Consider the following 20,903-nt stretch of genomic DNA (forward strand, 5'->3'; position numbering starts at 1 on the left):
TAGCTTACTCGGAGTAGGTTGCGTTACCGTGGCGGACATGGACGTCACGGGCAAGGTGGTACTGATCACCGGCGCGGCCAGGGGCATCGGCGCCGAGGTGGCGAGGCAACTGGCCGCGCACGGGGCTCGTCTCGCGCTCGTCGGGCTCGAGAAGGCCCAGCTCGAAGAGGTCGCGCGGCAGACCGGTGGCAAGGCGTGGGAAGCCGATGTCACCGACTGGGACGCGCTCGAACGCGTCACGAACGAGGTCGCCGAGCACTTCGGCGGCATCGACGTCGTCATCGCGAACGCGGGCATCGCGGCCACCGGCTTCGTGCGCTCGATGGACCCCAAGGCGTTCGAACGGGTCATCGAAGTCAACCTGCTCGGTGTGTGGCGCACGGTCCGCACGGCACTGCCGCACCTGATCCGCAGCCGCGGCTACTGCCTGGTCGTGTCGTCGCTGGCCGCGATCGTGCACATCCCCGGCAACGCGGCCTACTCGGCGGCCAAGGCGGGTTGCGAGGCGTTCGCGGACAGCCTGCGGGCCGAGGTCAGGCACCTGGGCGTGGACGTCGGCACCGCGTACTTCTCGTGGATCGCCACCGACATGGTCAACAGCGCCGACGAGCACCCGGTGTTCGGCAGGCTGCGCAAGGGCATGCCGGGCCTGGCCGGCAAGAAGTACCCGGTCCGCGACGTCGGGAAGGCCGTGGTCCGGGGGGTGCGGAAACGAGCGAAGGCGGTCCACGTCCCCGGCTGGGTGGGCGCGCTGAAGTACTTCCGCGCGTTCACGCCGATGGTCGTGGACCGCCAGGCGGTCGAGGAGGTGGCCGACGCGGACCGGCAGATGGCCGCTTCGGACACATCAGGCCTGGTCGGGCCGGGAGGGCAAGCCGCTAGTCGGTGAGCCAGGAGCCGAGCAACGCGTTCCAGACGCGGATCTCCCACTTGGTGATCACGTTCGCCGGGGTGTACGGGTCGGCGGAGATGATCTCCTTCAACGTCGTCTCGTCCGGCGCGTCGTAGATGATCAACGCGCCGGTGTCGTCCGCGTACGGACCTGCGGCGAGGACCACGCCCTTCTCGGCGAGGGAGGCGATGTACTCGCGGTGTGCCGGGCGCACCGCGAGACGCTTCTCGCGATCGGGACCGAACACCAATTCGACTGCAAAGCGGGCCATGCGTCCACCGTAGCGACGGTGACCGGTACCGTCCTACCTTGTGGTTGGCGACGAAACCCCGCGCACCGTGCAGGACACCCTGACCAACCTGCGGATCCAGGACGGCGTCGCAGGACCTCCCACAGGGCCACTCACGCTCGAAGACCTGTACAAGCAGCACCGCATGCGCCTCATCAGGCTTGCGCTGCTGCTGGTGGACGAGCCCGCGACGGCAGAGGACGTGGTGCAGGAGGCCTTCACGGGCCTGCACCGCAACTGGAAGGGCCTGCGCGACGCACAGGCTGCCGTGGGCTACCTCCGCACGGCCGTGGTCAACGGCTCGCGCAGCGTGCTGCGCCGGCGCAAGACCGCCCGCGACTACACCCCTCCGCACGTGGCGAACGCGCGGTCGGCCGAGTCGCTCGCGATGCTGACGGCGGAGCACCAGGCCGTGGTCAAGGCCCTGCAGCAGCTGCCGCCGCGTCAGCGCGAGGTGCTCGTGCTGCGCTACTACGGCGACCTGTCGGAGGCCGAGATCGCCGAGGCGACCGGCATCTCGAAGGGCACCGTGAAGTCGACGGCCTCGCGTGCGCTGGACGCTCTGCAGAAGATCATGGCGGGCTGACGAACGCCGTTTTGCCCGGTGAGAGCGGTCTCACCGGGCAGGAACACGCCCCCAATCCGGCACTTGGTATAGACCAATAGGGCCTCGATGCCGCAGGATCAGTCCTCGTGGCACGCAGACACGTGGTCGCCGTCGACATCGGCGGTACCGAAACCAAGGCGGCGCTGGTCGCCGGCACCCCGGACGCGGTGGCGGCGCAGAAGCACGCCCGCCGGGCGACTCCCGGCGAGCTGGAGCCCCTCCTGGCCGTGATCGCCGAGCTCGTCGACGAGCTCGGGCGGGCCTGCGAGCACGAGGTCGACGCCGTGGGGATCGTGGCGCCGGGCATCGTCGACGAGGCCAACGGCGTGGGCGTGTACACGACCAACCTGCCGTGGAGCCGGTTCCCGTTCAGCACTGTCCTCACCGAACGGCTGGGCGTGCCCGTCGCGTTCGGGCACGACGTGCGCGCCGCCGGGCTCGCCGAGTGCCGTCTGGGCGCCGCGAAGGACCTGCGCAACGCGGTGATCATGCCGATCGGCACCGGGATCGCCGGCGCGCTGCTGCTCGACGGGAAGATCTTCAGCGGCGCCGGCTACGCGGGCGAGATCGGACATGTGAACGTCGGTCACGGCGTGCCCTGCGCGTGTGGCCAGATCGGCTGCGTGGAGACGGTGGCGTCCTCCGCGGCGATCGCCCGCCGGTACACCGCACGTACCGGCACCCCCGTCAACGGCGCCGCCGATGTCGCCAGAAGGGTGAAAGACGGGGAGCAGGACGCCGTCGCCGTGTGGCACGAGGCCGTGGACGCGCTCGCCAGGGGGATCCTGGTGCTCGCGACGCTGCTCGGCCCGGAGGCCGTGGTGCTCGGCGGTGGGCTCGCGCTCGCAGGAGACCTGCTGGTGGAGCCGTTGCGGGAAAGGCTGGACGGCCTGATCGCCTTCCAGCGCCGACCGGAGCTGCGGCTCGCGGCGCTCGGCGACGAGGCGGGCTTCCTCGGCGCCGCGCTGCTGGCCATCGACATGCTGGAGGCGTCATGAGCACGTGGGGTGGACCTGTCGAGGTGACCCTGACCAACGGTCGGGTCGTCACGCCGGACGGGGTGCTCGAGAACGGGTGGGTCAGCGTCCGGGACGGCCGGATCGCCGCGGTCGGCGAGGGCGCCGCGCCCGAGGGACCGACGACGGACGTCGGTGGCGGCACGATCGTCCCGGGGTTCGTCGACATCCACTGCCACGGCGGCGGCGGTGACGCGTTCACCAGCAGCGACCCGGCGAAGGTCCGCAAGGCCGCGGCCGCGCACCGCAGGCACGGCACCACGACGTTGCTGGCCTCGCTGGTCTCCCGCCCGGTGCCGGAGCTGGCCGACCAGGTGTCCGCGCTGGCCGAGCTGGTCCAGGAGGGTGTCGTCGCCGGCATCCACCTCGAAGGCCCGTTCCTGTCCGCCGCCCGCTGCGGAGCGCACGACCCGGCGATCCTGTGCCCGCCGGAGCAGACCGCGGTGACGAAGCTGCTCGACGCGGGCAAGGGCACCGTCCGGATGATCACGATCGCCCCCGAGCTGGAAGGCGCGGTCGTCGCCGTCCGTCAGCTCGTGGACTCGGGCGTCATCGCCGCCATCGGCCACACCGACGCGACCGAGGCGCAGGTCCGCCCGGCCGTCGACGCGGGCGCCTCGGTCGCGACGCACCTGTTCAACGGCATGCGCCCGCTGCACCACCGCGAACCGGGCCCGATCGGCGCGCTGCTGGACGACGAGCGCGTGACCGTCGAACTCATCTGCGACCTCGTGCACCTGCACCCGACCGCGGTCCGCCTGGCCGCGCGGCACGCGGGTCTCAAGCGCACGGTCCTCATCACCGACGCCATCGCGGCCGCCGGGGTGGGTGACGGCGTCTACGACGTCGGAGGCCTCGAAGTGCGCGTGGTCGACGGCGTGCCGACGCTGGCGGGCGGTGCCGCACTGGCCGGCAGCACGCTGACCATGGACATGGCCTTCCGCAACGCCGTCAACTCCTGCGGGCTGTCGCTCGTGGAGGCCGCGTACGCCACCTCGACCCGCGGCGCCGAGCTGCTCGGCCTGGACACGGGCAGGCTGCAGCCGGGCTGCGCGGCCGACCTCGTGGTGCTCGATGCAGAATTGAGGGCGAGGGACGTGATGAGCAAGGGCGAGTGGGTCAAGGACCAGGTGGATGGCTGAAGATCCGGAACGGCTGGTGACCGACGCGTTGCGCGCGCAGGCGACCAGCACGAATGCCGGATTTGCCGTACCTGTCCCGGTTTCCGAGGAACGTCCGGCGCCCATGTCCGCGTGGCTGGTCCTGGGCCTGGCGCTGCTGTTGGGCCTGGCAGCGGGCACGGTGGCCGCAGTGATCACGCTCAGCTGACCTGTACCGTTGAGACCGTGACGATTGCATTGGGCCCTGACTGGCTGGACCCCGAGAAACTGCTCACGATGCTCGGCCCGTGGATGCTCGTCGGGCTCTGCCTGATCATCTTCGCCGAGTGCGGGCTGCTGGTCGGGTTCTTCCTGCCGGGTGACTCGTTGCTGTTCACGGCAGGTCTCTTCGTCGCGGCGGGGCACATCTCGACGCCGCTCTGGCTCGTCTGCGCGCTGCTGACGGTGTGCGCGTTCGTCGGCAACGTCTGCGGCTACTACATCGGCCGCAAGGCGGGTCCGGCGCTGTTCAACAAGCCGGAGTCGAAGATCTTCAAGAAGGAGTACGTCGACAAGACGCAGGAGTTCTTCGACAAGTACGGCCCGCGTGCCATCGTCCTCGCGCGGTTCGTGCCGATCGTCCGCACGTTCATCACCGCCATGGCCGGCGTCGGGCGCATGGACCCGAAGAAGTACTTCACCTACTCCGCGATCGGCGGTGTGGCGTGGGCGGCGGGCCTGACCGTGCTGGGCTACTTCCTCGGCCAGGTCGAGTTCATCCGCAAGAACCTCGAGATCACGCTGATCGCGATCGTGCTCGTCTCGGTCGTGCCGATCATCTTCGAGGTGATCAAGGCGCGCAGGGAGAAGAAGTCGCTGCTGGAGGAAGAGGCGGACGACATCACCCAGGTCATGGAGATCCAGCTCCAGGACGACTCGACGCAGATCATCCCGCGCGTCGAGCGCTGATCACCGGCATCGGGTCGTTCGAAGGGGTTTGAGTCTGACGTAACGTCACGGTGTTGGTTGATCGGCATGACTGACACCACTCGACGTGAAGTGCTGGGCTGGCTGGCCGGACTCGGTGCGGCAGCCGTCCTCCCACCGGGCCGGGCCGATGCCGCTCCAAGCCTCACCGCGCTGCGTGGCGTCACGCTCGTCGACGCTTCCGGTGTCCGCCGCGACGCCAGCATCGTGCTGGCGGACAACAGGGTTCTCGCGGTCGGCGGGTGCGATCTGCCGTTGCCGCGCGGCTGTGCGGTGCTCGATCTCGCGGGCAAGTTCGTCATCCCCGGCCTGTGGGACATGCACGTGCACGGCTCGTATCTGGACCGCATCACGTTGCCCTTGTGCCTGGTCAACGGCGTGACGGGCGTCCGCGAGATGTGGGGCTTCCCGCCGCTTTACGCACTGCGGGACCGCATCGAGCGCGGCGAGGTGTTCGGGCCGCGGCTGGTCGTCGGCAGCACGATCATCGACGGCCCGCACTCGACGTTGCCAGGCGCGCAGATCGTTGCCACGGCGGACGAAGGACGCCAGGTCGTGCGGGACGCGAAGGCCCAGGGCGCGGACTTCGTGAAGGTCTACTCGTACCTGGACCGGCCGACGCTCGCGGCCATCGCGGACGAGTGCTCGCAGCAGGGCATCACGTTCGCCGGGCACTGCTCGGACCACGTTGCCATGGGCGATGCCAGCGATCTGGGACAACGCACGTTCGAGCACATGTACGGCCTGCCGCTCGCGACGAGCACGCGAGAACCCGAGCTGCGCCAGGCGATCGCGGATCTGCCGCTCGACCCGGCGAACTCGTTCGCGTGGTTCAAGCAGGTGCTGGAGTACGAACGCCAGGCGTCCCTGTCCCACAGCCGCTCCAAGGCCGTGCGACTCGCGAAACGGCTGCAGCGCAACGGATCCGCGTTGTGCCCGACGATGGTCGCGATGCGGGTGTACGCCGGCCCCGCGGACCGGTACGCGAACGACCCGCGGCTGAAGTACCTGCCGGCGTTCTACCGCGACCTCTGGCGTGACAACCTCAGGAACTGGGCCCCGGTCACGCCGCAGGAGATCCGCGAGCAGGCCGAGTTCCTCAAGCGCCGCATGGACCAGGTGGCCGAGATGCACGACCACGGCGTGGAGATCCTGGCCGGCACGGACGCGGGCAACCCGTACGTGTTCCCCGGCTTCTCGGTGCACGACGAACTGGAGCTGCTGGTCGAGGCAGGCCTGTCACCCCGCCAGGCGTTGACCGCGAGCACTCGCAACGCCGAGCTCAAGCCGGGTGAGATCGCCGACCTCGTCGTGCTGGACGGCAATCCGCTGAACGACATCCGCAACACGCAACGGATCCACACCGTGATCACCAGGAACAGGATCATCGGACCGGCGGACCGGCAGAAAATGCTCGCGGACGTGGAGAAGGCCGCTCAGGAACCGTTCCGCGCGGCAGTCCGGTCGTGCTGCTAGAGGCTGAACATCGAGCCGGGGTTGAACAGGTTCTCCGGGTCCAGCGCGCGTTTGATGTCGCGGTGGACCCGCAGCCCGACCGGCCCGATCTCCTTCGCGAGCCACTCGCGCTTGATCTTGCCGATGCCGTGCTCGCCGGTGACCGTGCCGCCCAGCGCGAGGCCGACCGCGAGGATGTCGTCGAACGCCTTCTGCGCGCGGGCGAACTCGTCCTCGGAGGCGGGGTCGTAGACGATCGTCGGGTGCATGTTGCCGTCGCCCGCGTGGCCGACGACGGCGATCTTGAGGTCGACCTCCTTGGAGATGTCCTCGCAGCCCTGGATCAGCTCGGCGATGCGCGTGCGCGGCACGCACACGTCGTCGGTGAGCCACGAACCGTAGACCTCCAACGCCGTCAGCACGGCCCGGCGCGCGGTCAGCAGGTCGCGGCCCTCGTTGATGTCGTGCGTCGCGTACACGAGGTCGGCTTCCGAGCAGATGGCCTCGATCTGCTGCAGTTCGTGACGTGCCTGCTCGCCGCCCGCGTCGGACTGGCAGATCAGCAGCGCCGCGCAGCCGGGACCGGCACCGAGCTCGGTCTTCAGGTACTGCTCGACGGCCTCGATCGAGGTGCGGTCCATGATCTCCATCAGCGACGGCACCACGCCCTCGCGGACGATCCGGCTGACCGCGGCACCGGCGGTGGCGGTGCCGCTGAACGCGGCGACCAGCGTGGCGGGAGCCTGCGGGAGGGGCTTCAGCGCGAGCGTGGCCTTGGTGATCACGCCCAGCGTGCCCTCCGAGCCGATGAAGAGCTTGGTCAGGTCGTAGCCCGCGACGCCCTTGACCGTGCGGCGGCCGGTCCGCAGCACCTCGCCGTCGGCCAGCACCACCTCCAGGCCCAGCACCGAGTCGGTGGTCACGCCGTACTTCACGCAGCACAGGCCGCCGGCGTTGGTGGAGAGGTTGCCGCCGATCGTGCACCAGTCGTAGCTGCTCGGGTCCGGCGGGTAGAACAGGCCGTTCTTCTCGACGGCCCCGCGCAGGTCGAGGTTGACCACGCCCGGCTCGACGACGGCCAGGCGGTTGTCGGCGTCGATCTCGACGATGGCGTCCATCTTGGTCGTGACGAGGACGACACAGCCGTCGATGGCGTTCGCCGCACCGGAAAGGCCGCTGCCCGCTCCACGCGGGACGATGGGGACGCGGTGCCGCGCGCAGGCGCGCACGACCGCCTGGACCTGCTCGGTGTTCAACGGGAACACCACCGCCAACGGGCTGCCGTGCGGCGCCAACGGCATCATGTCGCGCTGGTAACTCGCCGTGACATCGGCGTCGGTCAGCACGGCGTTGTCACCCAGTGCGGTGCGGAGTTCCGCGAGCAACGTCTCCATGCTCACCACGCTAGTCGGATTCGACTGGTTCACTCGACAGTGAGATCCAGGAGGGGAGTTCACGTGGTGACCGAGTGTGCTCAATCCAGATTTAGTCATCCCGTTAGACCGATGTCGCCGTGCCGCCGCATGAGCACGACGTAGGCTGGTTCACCGTGGCGCATGCTTTCGCCTCGCTGGAGACAGCCGGTCCGGTGGCCGTGTGGCTCATCGTGCTGAGCTTCATCTTCTTCGAGTGCGCTTTCATCTTCGGGCTCTTCCTGCCCGGTGACTCGCTGCTGTTCGCCGCCGGCGTGGTGCTGGCGCAGCACAACAGCGAGCTGTCGGCGTGGGCTCTGTCCGGTGTGGCCCTGATCGTCGCCGTCGTCGGCAACCAGATCGGGTACTTCATCGGCAGAGGTACCGGCACCCGCGTGCTCGCGCGCAAGGGCGGCAAGGTGCTGAACCGGCACAACCTGAAACGCGCGGGAGACTTCCTCGACCGCCGCGGGTTCTGGGCCGTCGTGCTGGCCAGGTGGATCCCGTGGATCCGCACGCTGGCGCCGATGATCGCCGGTGCCGCGCGGATGGACCTCCGCCGCTTCACGCTCGCCACCGCCATCGGCGCCGTCGCGTGGGTGCCGACGCTGGTGCTCGCCGGCTACTACGGCGCGGGCATCCTGCAGGAGCTGCCGTGGCTGGAGACCGCCGCGGTGATCGTCAGCATCGCGTTCTTCCTCGGCGGCACCGGATGGGGTCTCTGGCGCTACCGGCAGGAGATGCGCAAGCCGATCGACGACGACGCCGACCTAGAGCACCTCAGTGATCAGCAGGTCCGCTGAGCCCTTCGACGAGTTGACCATCAGCGCGTTGACGTGGTCCGTGCCGTGGAGCACGCGTTCCTGCGCCTCCGACAATGTGCGCCCGTACCGCAGATGGCGGTCGATCAGCCGTTGGACGCGCACGTCCTCGTCGATGTGCAGGAACCACGCCTCGTCCAGGATGATCCGGACGCGCTTCCACTTGTCGTAGTTGAGCAGCAGGTAGTTGCCCTCGGTCACGACCAGCGGGACGTCCGGGTGCACCGGCACCGCGCACGCGATCGGCTCCTCGATCTCGCGGCGGAACTCCGGCGCGTAGATCATGTCCGGCCCGCACGCCTTGATCCGGCCGAGCAGGTCGACGTAACCGGGGATGTCGAACGTGTCCGGCGCGCCCTTGCGCTCGACCAGCCGCAGCCGTTCCAGCTCGCTCTGGGCGAGGTGGAAGCCGTCCATCTCGACGAGCACCGCCTGGCCGTCGAGCGCCTCGACGAGCCGGCGCGCGAGTGTCGACTTGCCGGAACCGGGTGCCCCGCCGATCCCGAGGATCTTGCGCTCGCCCAGATCGGTGAGCGCTCGGGCCCGCTCTAGCAGCTCCTCGAACCTGACCTGCTGTCCTGCCACCGTGCCAGCCTCTCAACCCAGTCCCCGACCGCACCGACCCGGACGGCGGCCGCCTCCGATGCGAAGCCGATGGCGGCCACCGGATCCGCTCCTGACGCCAGCGCGTAGGCGTACGCGCCGTGCCAGACGTCGCCGGCACCGTTCGTGTCCTTCACCTCCACCGCGGGCACGGGCACCTCGCCGGACGAGCCGTTCCGCGACCAGGTCACCGGCTTCGCACCGTGCGTGCGAATGACCAGCGGCACTCCGTACGAGTGCACCTCGGCCTCAGACCGCTCGAAACCCGAACTGCAGGCAACCACGTCCACCAGCGGCAACAGGTGATCGAGGACAGGTTTCCAGCTCCCGGCGTCGAGCACCACAGGCAATCCGAGAGCTTTCGCCTGTTGGGCGACGGGCATCACCAGGCCGTCGTGGTGTCCGTCCAAGAGCACGACGTCCGCGGCGGCGAGCAGACCGGACAAGTCGGGCGCCGTGACTTGCACCGACGCGTTGCGCGAAACGACCGTGCGCTCCCCATCTGCGGTTCTGACGACGACCATGCTCACGGGCGTCGTCGCGGCCACGGCCGTCACGTGGACCGGGTCCAAGGACGCCCGCACGAATTCACCCAGTGCGTCGGCACCCAACGCGGTGAGCAGTGACGATTTCCCCCCGAGCGCCGCAACGGCACGGGCCGCGTTGGCCGCCGGACCGCCGGGTGAGAGCCGCGCGTCGAGCGAGCGGATCTTCTGCCCGGGTTCCGGGAAGGCGTCCACCCGTTGAGTCACGTCGAGAGTTGTGAGCCCGACACACAGCACGGCTGCCATCAGGGCTTCCTCCAAACGGGTAAGGTCCCGGCCATGGTCACCATGCGGGATGTCGCGGCTCTCGCGGGGGTCTCCATCACCACGGTGTCACACGTGATCAACGAGACCAGGCCGGTCGCGGGGGACACGCGTGAGCGCGTGCAGAAGGCGATCGACGAAACCGGGTACACGGGCGACGCCATCGCGAGGTCGCTGGTCATGGGCGGCACGAAGTCGCTCGGCCTCGCGGTGTCGCTGGTCTCCCACCCGTACTTCGCCGAGCTGATCGCCGCCATCGAGTCCGAGGCGACTCGCAACGGCTACTCGCTCGTGCTGATCGACACGCGGGACACCCCCGAATCCGAGCAGACCGCGGTCAGAATGCTGCGCTCACGGCGCGTCGACGGACTGCTGCTGACACCGTCGGCCGGTGGCGGCAGCCTCGTGCTGCCGGAGCTCAAGAGACTCAGCATCCCCACCGTGCTGGTGGACCGGCTGACCGTGGCCAAGGACATCGACCAGGTCGGGCCGGAGAACGTCCAGGCCACCTCGGGTCTGGTGAAGCACCTCGCGGAACTGGGGCACCGCAGGATCGGCATCGTCTGCGGCAAGGCGGGCGTGGCGACGACCGAGGAGCGCATCCTCGGCTACCGGCTCGGTCTCGGCCGCGCCGGCCTGAAGTGGGACGAGGCGCTGGTCTCGCAGAGCGGCTGGCTCGCGCCGCTGCTCGACCAGGACGACCCGGCCACCGCGGTCGTGGCGGCCGACCACCTCGTCACGGTCGGCATGCTGCACGAGATGCGCGCCCGCGGCCTGAAGCTCGGCACGGACCTGGCCGTCGTCGCCTACGACGAGGTCGAGTGGGCCACGTTGATCGACCCGCCGCTCACCACGCTGGCCCAGCCGGTCGAGGAGATCGGCAGGACCGCGGTGAAGCTGCTGCTCTCCCGCATCGCCGAGCCGGAGCGGCCACCGGAGACGATCCGGCTCGCGCCCTCGCTGATGCACCGGCAGTCCTGCGGATGCTGATCCCCGGCCTCGTCTCGGTGACGTTCCGGCAGCTCACCGTCGAAGAGATCGGGGAGCTGGCGGCGGAGTGCGGGCTGCAGGCCGTGGAGTGGGGCGCGGACGTGCACGTGCCGCCCGGTGACTTCGCCGCCGCACGGCGTGCGCTGGACACCGGGCTGAAGATCGCCGCCTACGGGTCGTACTACCGGGCCGGTGTGACCGATCGGTCCGAGCTGGCCGCGATCCTGGAGACCGCGGCCGAGCTGGACGCGCCGCTGGTGCGGGTCTGGGCCGGCACGTGCGGGTCGGCCGAGTGCCCCGACCGCGGGCCGGTGGTCGAGGCGTTGCAGCACGCCGTGGAGCACGCCGACGCGATGGGCACGCGGATCGCGCTGGAGTACCACCGCAACACGCTGACGGACACGCTGGAGTCCGCGGTCCAGCTGCTCGACGAGGTCGACGGCGTGGTGCCGTACTGGCAGCCGCGCGGAGGCCAGGACGTGTTCTCGGCCGTGCACGAGGTGCGGACGCTGGAACCGGTGACCGCGCACGTCTTCTCGTGGGGGCAGGGTGGTTACCAGGACCGGCTGCCGCTCGCCGCGCGCCGCGACCTGTGGAAGCCGGTGCTCACGGAGCTGGCGCGGGACGGCATCGACCGCAACGTGCTGCTGGAGTTCGTCCTCGACGACTCGCCGGAGCAGTTCCGCGAGGACGCGAAGACCTTGTTGAGCTACCTCAAGGGGTAGGCGCGTCCACGCCGTGCCGTTCGAGCAGGGCGGCGGCCTCCAGGCACATCCAGCCGCCGAGCTGGACGGACAGGTCGCGGCCCTCGCGCTCGTCCGCCGGGACCGTCCACTCCGGACCGAACAACGGCCCGCTGACCGCCATCACGCGGTTGAGCCACGCCGACTCCGCCGACTGGATCACGAGCTCCCTGGCCAGGTCCGCGGTCTCGTGCCGCTCCGGGTCGAGCTCGGGGATCGTCAGCACGGCCTGCGCGAGGTAGCGGGTGAGGATGCCCGCGAACAGCCCGCCGTCACCACCGCCCTGCCCCTTGATCACGCCGTTGGTGGCGAGGTCGTCGTGGACCGCGGTGATCGTGCGGGCGGCCCGGTCGAGCCACTTGTCCTGCTGCCCGTGCCTGGCCAGCTCGACGCACGCGCCGATCAGAACTCCTTGGCAGTACGTGTAGACGTTCTTCTCGTACTCGCGGATCTCGCCGTTGGGGTGGACGTGCAGACCGTCCCACGCGAGACCGCTGCCGGGATCGACGAGGTTGTCCTCGACCCAGTCCACGATGGACCGGGCGCGCGCGAGATCGGTGCGTTCGTTCTGCCGGGCCAGGAAGATCGCGGCCGGGCCGTTGGCGGGCACGTTCTTGAAGTCGTCGTCGCGCTTCCACCAGATGCCGCCGCCGGCGTGGTCGGTCCAGCCGTCCCGCAACCGCTCCGCGATCGCGGTGAGCGCCTTGGGTTTCGCGACGCCGACGTCCTTCTCGGCCCGTTGCAGGGCGAGGCCGAGCCACGCGATGTCGTCGTAGAAGTCGTTGGTCCAGCCGAGGACGTTGCGCACCCGGATGCCCCGCACGACCTTGGTGATCGCCGCCTTGCGCAGCTCGCTGGGCGAGCGCAGGTAGCCGTCGATCATGCAGTCGAGCAGGTGCGCCTGCCACCAGTAGTTGAAGCTCGTGTGCAGCTTGTCCCGCAACAACGGGGGCCACGCTCGCGCTCCGAGCAGCGTGCCCGGCACACCCCACACCCGCCTGAGGTGCCTGGAGTACACCGCGCGCTCCGCGACGCCCGCGCGCGCCGCCAGCAGTTTCGCGATCACCACTGGGCCATGGTGAGTGCTTGATCGGTCAAGAAGCGCGGTGAATCGCCCAGTGGTACAGCCCCATTGCCACCGAAGTGGTCAGGTTGTAGCTGCTGACCTTCTCGCGCATCGGCAGCCGGACGATCCTGGTGGCCTTCGCGCGGACCTCCGCCGACAGCCCGTGGCGCTCCGATCCGAACGCCAGCACGGCGTTGTCCGGGATCGGGCCGGTCAGCAGGTCGCCGTCCGCGTCGAACGCGATCAGCTCGCCGGCGAAGTCGAGGCCGTCGGCCTTCGCGACCGGGAGGGCGAAGTGCAGGCCGGCTGATCCGCGCAGCACGTTGGGGTGCCACGGGTCCACGTCGCCGGTGGAGGTCACGCCACCCGCGTCGAGCCCGGCGGCCACGCGGATCGCGGCACCGAAGTTGCCGAGGTTGCGCGGGTTGTCCAGCAGCACGATCGGCGCGTTGCGGTCGAACGGCAGATCGGGCTTCTCCGCGAACCCGGCCACACCGGTCGGGTGCGTGCGGCCGACGCGGAGCTTGAAGTGGTTCTGGTCGACCTCGGTGGCGGCGCCGAACCTCTCGACGAGGTCCGGCGCGTGCGTCTGCGCGAGGCCGACCGCGGCGCTGAGGTCCGTCGTGATCAACGGATGCACCTCGGCGCCGAAGCGCAACGCGTGCTTAACAGCGTGAAAGCCTTCGAGCAGCACGGTGGCCAGCATAGAAGCCGATCCACGAGAAGATCACGATCGACCCCAGCACCAGCTGCACCAGCGTCGACGCGCTCTCCGGGTACCAGACGCCGTCGATGTAGTGGTCGATGAACCCCGTGCCCAGCGACGGCATCCCGGCCTGCGCGCGGAAGAAGTCCTCCGCGGTCGTCAGCGGGCACGTCACTGGCACCAGCAGGCTGAGGATCGCCCACGCACCGATCGCCAGGTGCGGGTAGATCACGCCACGCCACCGCCATGCGGCGAACCCGCCCAGGAGCAGGAACGCCAGCACGGCGAAGTGCAGCATCATGACCGCTTCGGCTAGGAACCTGGCCATTCGCACCACCCCGTCCTCCAGACTAGGACGGGATGACTCGAACGGCGCTCGACAAAACCCGGTCAGCCGAGCCCGAGGTCGTTGAGGTCCAACAGGTACCGGTACGGCAGCCCCTCGGCCTCGATGGCCTCCTTGGCGCCCGTACCGCGGTCGACGACCGTGGCGACACCGACGACCTCGGCACCGTGCTCCCGCAGCGCCGTCACGGCCGTGAGGACCGAACCACCCGTGGTGGAGGTGTCCTCGACCGCGAGCACCCGCTGGCCGCGCACGTCGATGCCCTCGATCTGCCGCTGCATGCCGTGGGTCTTGCTGGCCTTGCGCACGACGAAGGCGTCCAGCACGTCACCTTCGATCGCGGCCGAGTGCATCATCGCGTAGGCGACCGGGTCGGCGCCGAGCGTGAGACCGCCCACCGCGACGAAGTCCCAGTCGCTCGTCAGTTGCCGCAGCAGTTTGCCGATCAACGGGGCCGCCGCGTGGTGCAGCGTCGCCCGCCGGAGATCGACGTAGTAGTCGGCTTCCTTGCCGCTGGAGAGGGTCACCTTGCCGTGCACGACGGCCAATTCGCTCACCAGACGAGCGAGTTCCGACTTCGCGTTCGCGTCCAAGACCACTTCAGTTCGCACAGGTCGCAAGCTTCGCACACCCGGCTCAGGTGCGCCCACGCCCGCCCGCGAACCGGGACGCCATCTTGCGCACCAGGGCGCGCGGCAGCACCTTCGTGATGCTCACGATCGCCTTGTACTGGGCGCCGGGGATCGACAGGACCTTGCCGCGGCGCAGGTCGCTCAGCGCGTCGTGGACCAGCCGGTCGGCGTCGACGTAGAGCCAGTCCGGCGTCTTCGACATGTCGATGTTGGCCCGCTTGTGGAACTCGGTCTTCACGAAACCGGGGCACAGCGCCATGATCCGCACGCCCGAGTGGGCGACCGCGAGGGACATGCCCTCGGAGAACGACGTCACCCACGCCTTGTCGGCGCTGTAGCTCGTGCCGCGGCCGGGCAGGAAGCTCGCGACGCTGGACACGTTGATCACGTCACCCTTGCCGCGCGCCATCATGCCGGGGATCGCGGCCCGGCACAGACGCAGCACCGTGGCGACGTTGACGTCCAGCTGGGCCTGCAGCTTCTCGACGTCCGCCGCGAAGAACTCACCGGTGTTGGCGAAGCCGGCGTTGTTGACCAGCAGGTCGACCGGCGACTCGGCCAGCCGTGCCTCGACCTTGGCGCGGTCGGCGTGGTCGCTGAGGTCGGCGGGCAGCACGTCCACGTGGACGCCGTGCCGGTCGTGCAGCTGCCGCGCGAGCTCCTCGAGCGCGGACGCGGTGCGCGCGACCAGTACGAGGTCATATCCCTCGGCGGCGAGCCGGCGAGCGAAGGCGGCCCCGATCCCGACGGTTGATCCGGTCACCAGTGCGGTTGGCATGCCACCGCACGGTAGTCGGGTCTAGGCCGGGGTCGGAAGCGCGCCGATGATCACGCTTCGTTCTTCGTCGGCCGACGGAGAACGAACAGGCGCAGTGCGAGGCCCGAAACGACCAGAGCGACTCCGCCGAACAGCAACCAGCCGACCGACGCACCCGTGTAGGCCAGCGTCGCGGTGGACGCCGTACCCGCCACAGCTACGGGCGTGACTACATTTCCTCCGTACATCGTGATTCCTTCCGAGGGGTTCGGGGACACGACGTCTTACGCACGGAGTATCTGAATCACCCTTGAATGTTTTACACAGAGTGAAGTGTGACGTGGATCACACCGCATCGATGACGGTGTGGAATACCCCTGGCTACCAGCGATCGACGCTCGGTAGCCCTGCTACAGCGGTTCACCCAGCGTTACGAGGAAGCCTCGGTTACGGCTGCTTCCGGCCGAACGAGGGGCGGTAGACCTCGCCACCGTCGTCCTCCGCCGCCGGCTCCTCCCGCTCGGAGGGGTCCGGGTCGAACGGGTCGATGACGTCCGCCAGCTCACCGATGTCGCGCAGCAGCCGCTCCAGCCGCGCGGGCGACGAGTTCGGCGGTGCGGCGGCCAGCACCCAGTCGTTCTCCATCCAGACGACCGTGACGTCGCCACCGATCTCCTCGGCGGCGTCGATCAGGTCGGGCGTGATGATCTTCCGGGCGGCCGGCACGTCGGTGACGAAGGCGTAGCGCGAGCCGACCGGCCCGAGCAGGTCCGGCATCGGCATCTTGTCGTTGTCGCGCTGGAACGGAACCGTGGACAACCACAGCTCGATCACCACCGACAGCGCACGCCGGCAGCGCACGCCGACCAGCACCGAGTTGACCTTGCCCCCGGTCTCGTGGTCGAGCACGTAGACCTGCCTGCGGCCGTCCGCGGTGAAGGTCGAGCCCGCGACCACGTCACGGGCGAGCCCGGTGCCGTAGTACGCGATGGCTCCCGCCTCCCACCGCGTCGGCAGCACGTGGTCTGTCTCCTCGAACTGCCAGCCGCGCAGGGCAGCCCAACGGCGCCGTTCACGATTACGCGCGGTTCGTTGCGCCCGGTCGGTCGCGAGCAGGGCGAACCCCGCCACGCCCGCCACCGCGGCGACGGTGAACCAGACCCACGCCGGTATGCCCACAGTGGAAGCGTAGTGGGTCGGGCCCCCGGAACGAAGATCACTTCCCCCGCGTCGCGAACCGGGTGTGCCGATCCGACGTGGTTGGGGACATGCCCGCCACGTTTCCGTTCACCACACCGCGCTCGTCGGACAGCGAACCGGAAGCCCAGCAACTCCTCGCCGCGCACGGCCCCGTGGTGCCCGCCACGATGGGTGCGACCCCGATCTGGCTGGCCCTCTCCTACGCCGCCTGCAGGCAGGTCCTCACCGATCCGCGCTTCAGCCGTGCCGAAGCCACCCGCCCCGGCGGCCCGGTCACGGTCCCGTCCGGCGCGAACCCGCTGATGCTCACCTCGATGGAGGGCACCAGGCACGCCCGCACCCGCAAGCTCGTGGCCTCGGCGTTCAGCCCGCGGATGGTCGCGTTGCTGGAACCGCGCGTCCAGGCGATCGTCGACTCGCTCCTCGACGCCCAGCCGCGAGACCTGGTCGCCGGCCTGTGCGTGCCGCTGCCGACCATGGTGATCTGCGAGCTGCTCGGAGTGCCCTGCTCCGACGCGCCCGACATCCGCCGCTGGACCGGCCGCCTGATGACGTCCCGGCTGACGCCCGCGGAGTTGCGCGAGGCGGAGAACGACATGCAGGGCTACCTCGCGGACCTGGTCGAGGAGAAACGCCTGCGGCCGGACGCCCAGCTGATCACCGCGCTGGTGCTGGCGCACGACGAGGGCGGGCACCTGACGTCCGCCGAACTGCTCGCCAACCTGCAGCTGTTGCTGGCGGCCGGGCACGACACCACCGTCAACCAGCTGGGCAACTCGGTGCTGACGCTGCTGCGGCACCCGTCGGAGCTGCGGCGGCTGGCCGACGACCCCGCGTTGGTCGGCACGGCCGTCGACGAGCTGCTGCGGTTCTCGCGGCTGATGGCGGCGACGTTGCCTCGGGTGACCACCGAGGCGGTGGAGCTGGACGGCGTGTGGCTGGAGGCCGGTGCCGCGGTGCTGCCGGTGATCTCGTCGGCCAACCGGGATCCCGCGGTGTTCCCGGATCCCGACCGGCTGGACCTCGGCCGTGCGGGTGCGGCGCCGCTCGCGATGGGGTTCGGGCCGCACTACTGCCTGGGCGCGCAGCTCGCGAAGCTGGAACTGCGGATCGCGTTGTTGGCCGTGCTGAGGCGGTTTCCGTCGTTGCGGCTCGCGGTGGACGAGTCGGAGCTGACGTACCGGATGGAGACCAACGTCCGCGCCCTGGTCTCGCTACCGGTGACCTGGTGAGCCACCGCGGCACGACGACGGTCGCCGGATTCGTGAAGTTGGCGTCGTACCAGTCGTTGTTCAGCCTTCGGAACAGGTGGTGCGCAGGGGTCAGCTGATCCGGCGGGGGCCGCTTGGAAACGCACGTGGCGAAAATCCCCACGGTCCTGAACTCGCGGTCAGACGGGTACGACGACGATCTGGTCCGCGTCCTCGTAGATGACGCGGCCGGGATCGTCGGACTCCAGTCGACACCAGCGCACGCCGTGCGCGTCGAGAATGGCCAGGTAACCCGCGACCCGGTCCAGCAGGTGCGTCGCCTCGGCCTTGAACCACGCGGCGGCCCCGGGATTGATCGTCCGGTCGTAGACGGCCGGATCGACGGTCGACGGGTCGGTGTAGGCGGCGTTGTACCAGGCGCCGTTGATGCGGCAGAACGATTCCTGCTCCTCGGTGAGCCGACCAGCCCTCCGCAGGCCGTTCACCAGGCCGAAGACACCGGTGAAGGTGCCTCTGGGCGTCGGCTCGACCGCCTGGTACCGCACATGGCGAAATTCCCCCACAGGGCGGGACCTTACCGCCCTGCGGGGGAACGGGAATCAGACTCCGCGACCCACGATCAGTCCGGACTGGTCGTCCGTCACGTCGACCCGCACCTTGTCGCCGTCCCGCACCTCACCGGCCAGCAGCTCCTTCGCCAGCTGGTCGCCGATCGCCGACTGCACCAGCCGCCGCAACGGCCGCGCCCCGTACACCGGGTCGAAACCGTTGAGCGCCAACCAGTCGCGCGCCGCGGGCGTCACGTCCAGCGTCAGCCGGCGGGCGGCCAGCCGGTCCGCCAGGCGGGCGACCTGGATGTCCACGATGGACGTCAGCTCCTCGGTGGCGAGGGCGTGGAACACCACGACGTCGTCGAGCCGGTTCAGGAACTCCGGCTTGAAGTGGCGCTGCACCACGGCCATCACGGCGTCACGCCGTTCGACCTCGGACAGCGACGGGTTGGCGATCGCGGTGGACCCCAGGTTCGAGGTCAGCACCAGGATCGTGTTGCGGAAGTCCACGGTCCGGCCCTGGCCGTCGGTCAGGCGGCCGTCGTCGAGCACCTGCAGCAGCACGTCGAACACGTCCGGGTGCGCTTTCTCGACCTCGTCCAGCAGCACCACGGAGTACGGGCGGCGGCGGACCGACTCGGTCAGCTGGCCGCCCTGGTCGTAGCCGACGTAGCCGGGAGGCGCGCCGACCAGGCGGGCCACCGAGTGCTTCTCGGAGTACTCGCTCATGTCGATGCGGATCATCGCCCGCTCGTCGTCGAACAGGAACGCCGCCAGCGCCTTGGCCAGCTCGGTCTTGCCGACGCCGGTGGGGCCGAGGAACAGGAACGATCCGGTCGGGCGGTCCGGGTCGGCGACGCCGGCTCGGGTGCGCCGGACGGCGTCCGACACGACGCGCACGGCCTCGGCCTGGCCCACGACACGGCGGCCGAGCTCGTCCTCCATGCGCAGCAGCTTCGCGGTCTCACCCTCCAGCAGGCGGCCGGCGGGGATGCCGGTCCACGCCGAGACGACGTCGGCCACGTCGTCCGGGCCGACCTCCTCCTTCAGCATCGCGGCGTCCTGAGTGGACTCCGAGGCCGCGGCGAGTTCCTTCTCCAGTGCGGGAATCCGGCCGTAGCGCAACTCGGCCGCGCGGCCGAGGTCGCCGTCGCGCTCGGCGCGCTCGGACTCGCCGCGCAACGACTCCAGCTGCTCCTTCAGGCCGCGCACGCGGTCGATGGAGCCCTTCTCGTTCTGCCACCTGGCGGTCAGCGCGGACAGCTCCTCGCGCTTCTCGGCCAGCTCGGCGCGCAGGGCCGAGAGCCGTTCCAGCGAAGCCGCGTCCGACTCCTTGGACAGCGCCATCTCCTCGATCTCCAACCGCCGCACGGCACGTTCGACGGTGTCGATCTCGACGGGCCGCGAGTCGATCTCCATGCGCAGCCGGGACGCGGCCTCGTCGACGAGGTCGATCGCCTTGTCCGGCAGGAAGCGCGCGGTGATGTAGCGGTCCGAGAGCGTGGCGGCGGCGACGAGGGCGGCGTCCGTGATGCGCACGCCGTGGTGCACCTCGTAGCGCTCCTTGAGGCCGCGCAGGATGCCGACCGTGTCCTCCACCGACGGCTCGCCGACCAGCACCTGCTGGAAGCGGCGTTCCAGGGCGGCGTCCTTCTCGATGTGCTCGCGGTACTCGTCGAGGGTCGTGGCACCGACCATCCGGAGCTCGCCGCGGGCCAGCATCGGCTTGATCATGTTGCCGGCGTCCATCGCCGACTCGCCGGTCGCGCCGGCACCGACGATCGTGTGCAGCTCGTCGATGAACGTGATGACCTGGCCGGCCGAGTCGGTGATCTCCTTCAGCACGGCCTTGAGCCGTTCCTCGAACTCACCGCGGTACTTGGCGCCCGCGACCATCGAACCGAGGTCCAGCGACACGACCCGCTTGCCGCGCAACGACTCCGGCACGTCACCGGCCACCACGCGCTGCGCCAGGCCCTCGACGATCGCCGTCTTGCCGACGCCGGGCTCGCCGATCAGCACCGGGTTGTTCTTGGTGCGCCGCGACAGCACCTGCACGACCCGGCGGATCTCGGCGTCACGGCCGATCACCGGGTCGAGCTCGCCCTTGCGGGCGCGTTCGGTCAGGTCGACGCCGTACTTCTCCAGCGCCTTGTAGGTGCCCTCGGGATCGGGCGACGTGACCCGCGCCGAGCCGCGCACCTTCTCGAACGCGTCCTTCAACGCGTCCGGCGTCGCGCCGTGCCTGCGCAGCAGGTCGGCCACCTGACCGCCGTGCTGCGCCAGCCCGACGAGCAGGTGCTCGGTGGACACGTACTCGTCACCCATCTCGGTGGCGAGCTCCTGCGCCTTGCCGAGCACCCGCACGGCGTCACGCGAGAGCTGCGGGGCGGAAACCGTGCTGCCCGAGGCGCTGGGCAGCCCGCGGGAGAGCTGTTCCAGCTCCTTGCGGACCTGCGCCGGGTCGGCACCCACCGCGGAGAGCAACGGCGCGGTCAACCCGTCCGTCTGCGCCAGCAGTGCGCTGAGCAGGTGCACGGTTCCCACGTCCGGGTTCCCGTTGAGCGTGGCGGCCTGCACCGCAGCGGAAACCGCCTGCTGCGTCTTCGTCGTCGGGTTGAAAGCGTCCATTCCTCCACCTCGTGGTCAGCTTCCAGCATGGACCATCATCCTGCACAACGTCAGAAAAGTTGAGTCTGTTCCGCTCAAC

General features: G+C 69.7%; 23 protein-coding genes. 11 read left to right on the forward strand and 12 right to left on the reverse strand.

The genetic code is table 11. From position 1 onward, the window contains the following. Nucleotides 1-37: 37 nt before the first annotated feature. The gene (locus tag ACWEIJ_RS08065; protein WP_449836454.1) at nt 38-889 is read left to right on the forward strand and encodes an SDR family oxidoreductase; all 852 of its coding nucleotides are present in this window, start codon (nt 38-40) and stop codon (nt 887-889) included. On the opposite strand, the gene ACWEIJ_RS08070 is transcribed toward ACWEIJ_RS08065, so the two are convergent. Further along, nucleotides 879-1,163, reverse strand: coding sequence for a YciI family protein (locus tag ACWEIJ_RS08070; protein WP_109629507.1), 285 nt, complete (start codon nt 1,161-1,163; stop codon nt 879-881). The two genes, ACWEIJ_RS08065 and ACWEIJ_RS08070, sit on opposite strands and share 11 nt — an antisense overlap. 40 nt (nt 1,164-1,203) lie before the next feature. Between ACWEIJ_RS08070 and ACWEIJ_RS08075 the strand changes: the two genes are divergently transcribed. The 6 genes from ACWEIJ_RS08075 to ACWEIJ_RS08100 all read left to right on the forward strand — a co-directional run bounded on the left by ACWEIJ_RS08075 (nt 1,204) and on the right by ACWEIJ_RS08100 (nt 6,367). Beyond that, the gene (locus ACWEIJ_RS08075; RefSeq protein WP_109629511.1) at nt 1,204-1,767 is read left to right on the forward strand and encodes a SigE family RNA polymerase sigma factor; all 564 of its coding nucleotides are present in this window, start codon (nt 1,204-1,206) and stop codon (nt 1,765-1,767) included. A gap of 107 nt (nt 1,768-1,874) precedes the next feature. Further along, nucleotides 1,875-2,786, forward strand: a complete 912-nt coding sequence (locus tag ACWEIJ_RS08080; protein WP_449836455.1) for an ROK family protein — start codon at nt 1,875-1,877, stop codon at nt 2,784-2,786. Continuing rightward, entirely contained in the window at nt 2,783-3,946 is a 1,164-nt protein-coding gene (nagA, locus tag ACWEIJ_RS08085; RefSeq protein WP_449836456.1) for an N-acetylglucosamine-6-phosphate deacetylase, read from the forward strand. Before ACWEIJ_RS08080 ends, nagA begins: the two co-directional genes overlap by 4 nt. Continuing rightward, nucleotides 3,939-4,133: a hypothetical protein gene (locus tag ACWEIJ_RS08090; RefSeq protein ID WP_449836457.1), complete on the forward strand. Its 195-nt coding sequence runs from the start codon at nt 3,939-3,941 to the stop codon at nt 4,131-4,133. Before nagA ends, ACWEIJ_RS08090 begins: the two co-directional genes overlap by 8 nt. Nucleotides 4,134-4,201: 68 nt before the next feature. Then, on the forward strand, nt 4,202-4,873 hold the full coding sequence (locus ACWEIJ_RS08095) for a DedA family protein (protein WP_449836854.1): 672 nt from the start codon (nt 4,202-4,204) through the stop codon (nt 4,871-4,873). A 66-nt stretch (nt 4,874-4,939) separates the two neighbouring features. Next, the gene (locus ACWEIJ_RS08100; RefSeq protein WP_449836458.1) at nt 4,940-6,367 is read left to right on the forward strand and encodes an amidohydrolase family protein; all 1,428 of its coding nucleotides are present in this window, start codon (nt 4,940-4,942) and stop codon (nt 6,365-6,367) included. Here the strand turns inward: ACWEIJ_RS08100 and ACWEIJ_RS08105 are convergent. Then, nucleotides 6,364-7,740 (reverse strand): FAD-binding oxidoreductase, encoded by a 1,377-nt coding sequence (locus tag ACWEIJ_RS08105; protein ID WP_449836459.1) that lies wholly within the window; start codon nt 7,738-7,740, stop codon nt 6,364-6,366. The two genes, ACWEIJ_RS08100 and ACWEIJ_RS08105, sit on opposite strands and share 4 nt — an antisense overlap. Nucleotides 7,741-7,895: 155 nt before the next feature. Here ACWEIJ_RS08105 and ACWEIJ_RS08110 point away from each other — a divergent pair, with 155 nt between their 5' ends. After that, on the forward strand, nt 7,896-8,561 hold the full coding sequence (locus ACWEIJ_RS08110; protein ID WP_449836460.1) for a DedA family protein: 666 nt from the start codon (nt 7,896-7,898) through the stop codon (nt 8,559-8,561). Here ACWEIJ_RS08110 and ACWEIJ_RS08115 read toward each other — a convergent pair. Both ACWEIJ_RS08115 and ACWEIJ_RS08120 read right to left on the reverse strand, forming a co-directional pair. Beyond that, entirely contained in the window at nt 8,529-9,164 is a 636-nt protein-coding gene (locus ACWEIJ_RS08115) for a nucleoside/nucleotide kinase family protein (RefSeq protein ID WP_449836461.1), read from the reverse strand. The two genes, ACWEIJ_RS08110 and ACWEIJ_RS08115, sit on opposite strands and share 33 nt — an antisense overlap. Continuing rightward, nucleotides 9,128-9,973 (reverse strand): carbohydrate kinase family protein, encoded by an 846-nt coding sequence (locus ACWEIJ_RS08120; protein ID WP_449836462.1) that lies wholly within the window; start codon nt 9,971-9,973, stop codon nt 9,128-9,130. The genes ACWEIJ_RS08115 and ACWEIJ_RS08120 overlap by 37 nt, the downstream gene beginning before the upstream one ends. Before the next feature lie 33 nt (nt 9,974-10,006). On the opposite strand from ACWEIJ_RS08120, the gene ACWEIJ_RS08125 reads away from it, so the two are divergent. Beyond that, the gene (locus tag ACWEIJ_RS08125) at nt 10,007-10,981 is read left to right on the forward strand and encodes a LacI family DNA-binding transcriptional regulator (RefSeq protein ID WP_449836463.1); all 975 of its coding nucleotides are present in this window, start codon (nt 10,007-10,009) and stop codon (nt 10,979-10,981) included. Beyond that, nucleotides 10,975-11,706 carry a sugar phosphate isomerase/epimerase family protein gene (locus ACWEIJ_RS08130; protein ID WP_449836464.1) on the forward strand — a complete coding sequence of 244 codons (732 nt, stop codon included), beginning with the start codon at nt 10,975-10,977 and terminating at the stop codon, nt 11,704-11,706. Before ACWEIJ_RS08125 ends, ACWEIJ_RS08130 begins: the two co-directional genes overlap by 7 nt. On the opposite strand, the gene ACWEIJ_RS08135 is transcribed toward ACWEIJ_RS08130, so the two are convergent. From ACWEIJ_RS08135 to ACWEIJ_RS08160, 6 genes are all read right to left on the reverse strand, one after another. Further along, nucleotides 11,696-12,793: a glycoside hydrolase family 76 protein gene (locus ACWEIJ_RS08135; protein WP_449836465.1), complete on the reverse strand. Its 1,098-nt coding sequence runs from the start codon at nt 12,791-12,793 to the stop codon at nt 11,696-11,698. The genes ACWEIJ_RS08130 and ACWEIJ_RS08135 overlap by 11 nt on opposite strands. Before the next feature lie 25 nt (nt 12,794-12,818). Next, a complete protein-coding gene (locus ACWEIJ_RS08140; protein WP_449836466.1) occupies nt 12,819-13,496 on the reverse strand; it encodes a TrmH family RNA methyltransferase in 678 nt (225 codons plus the stop codon). After that, nucleotides 13,456-13,824 (reverse strand): DUF2784 domain-containing protein, encoded by a 369-nt coding sequence (locus ACWEIJ_RS08145; protein ID WP_449836467.1) that lies wholly within the window; start codon nt 13,822-13,824, stop codon nt 13,456-13,458. The genes ACWEIJ_RS08140 and ACWEIJ_RS08145 overlap by 41 nt, the downstream gene beginning before the upstream one ends. 62 nt (nt 13,825-13,886) lie before the next feature. Continuing rightward, nucleotides 13,887-14,441 carry an orotate phosphoribosyltransferase gene (gene pyrE, locus ACWEIJ_RS08150; protein WP_449836855.1) on the reverse strand — a complete coding sequence of 185 codons (555 nt, stop codon included), beginning with the start codon at nt 14,439-14,441 and terminating at the stop codon, nt 13,887-13,889. A 37-nt stretch (nt 14,442-14,478) separates the two neighbouring features. Then, nucleotides 14,479-15,252 (reverse strand): SDR family NAD(P)-dependent oxidoreductase, encoded by a 774-nt coding sequence (locus ACWEIJ_RS08155; protein WP_449836468.1) that lies wholly within the window; start codon nt 15,250-15,252, stop codon nt 14,479-14,481. A gap of 426 nt (nt 15,253-15,678) precedes the next feature. Continuing rightward, entirely contained in the window at nt 15,679-16,410 is a 732-nt protein-coding gene (locus ACWEIJ_RS08160) for a hypothetical protein (protein ID WP_449836469.1), read from the reverse strand. An 89-nt stretch (nt 16,411-16,499) separates the two neighbouring features. Here ACWEIJ_RS08160 and ACWEIJ_RS08165 point away from each other — a divergent pair, with 89 nt between their 5' ends. Then, a complete protein-coding gene (locus ACWEIJ_RS08165; protein WP_449836470.1) occupies nt 16,500-17,663 on the forward strand; it encodes a cytochrome P450 in 1,164 nt (387 codons plus the stop codon). Nucleotides 17,664-17,821: 158 nt separating this feature from the next. Here the strand turns inward: ACWEIJ_RS08165 and ACWEIJ_RS08170 are convergent, their stop codons facing one another. Beyond that, on the reverse strand, nt 17,822-18,205 hold the full coding sequence (locus ACWEIJ_RS08170) for a hypothetical protein (RefSeq protein ID WP_449836471.1): 384 nt from the start codon (nt 18,203-18,205) through the stop codon (nt 17,822-17,824). Nucleotides 18,206-18,241: 36 nt separating this feature from the next. Continuing rightward, nucleotides 18,242-20,824 carry an ATP-dependent chaperone ClpB gene (gene clpB / locus ACWEIJ_RS08175; RefSeq protein ID WP_449836472.1) on the reverse strand — a complete coding sequence of 861 codons (2,583 nt, stop codon included), beginning with the start codon at nt 20,822-20,824 and terminating at the stop codon, nt 18,242-18,244. Between the last annotated feature and the right edge of the window lie 79 nt (nt 20,825-20,903).

It is taken from the genome of Lentzea sp. NPDC004789, assembly GCF_053601075.1.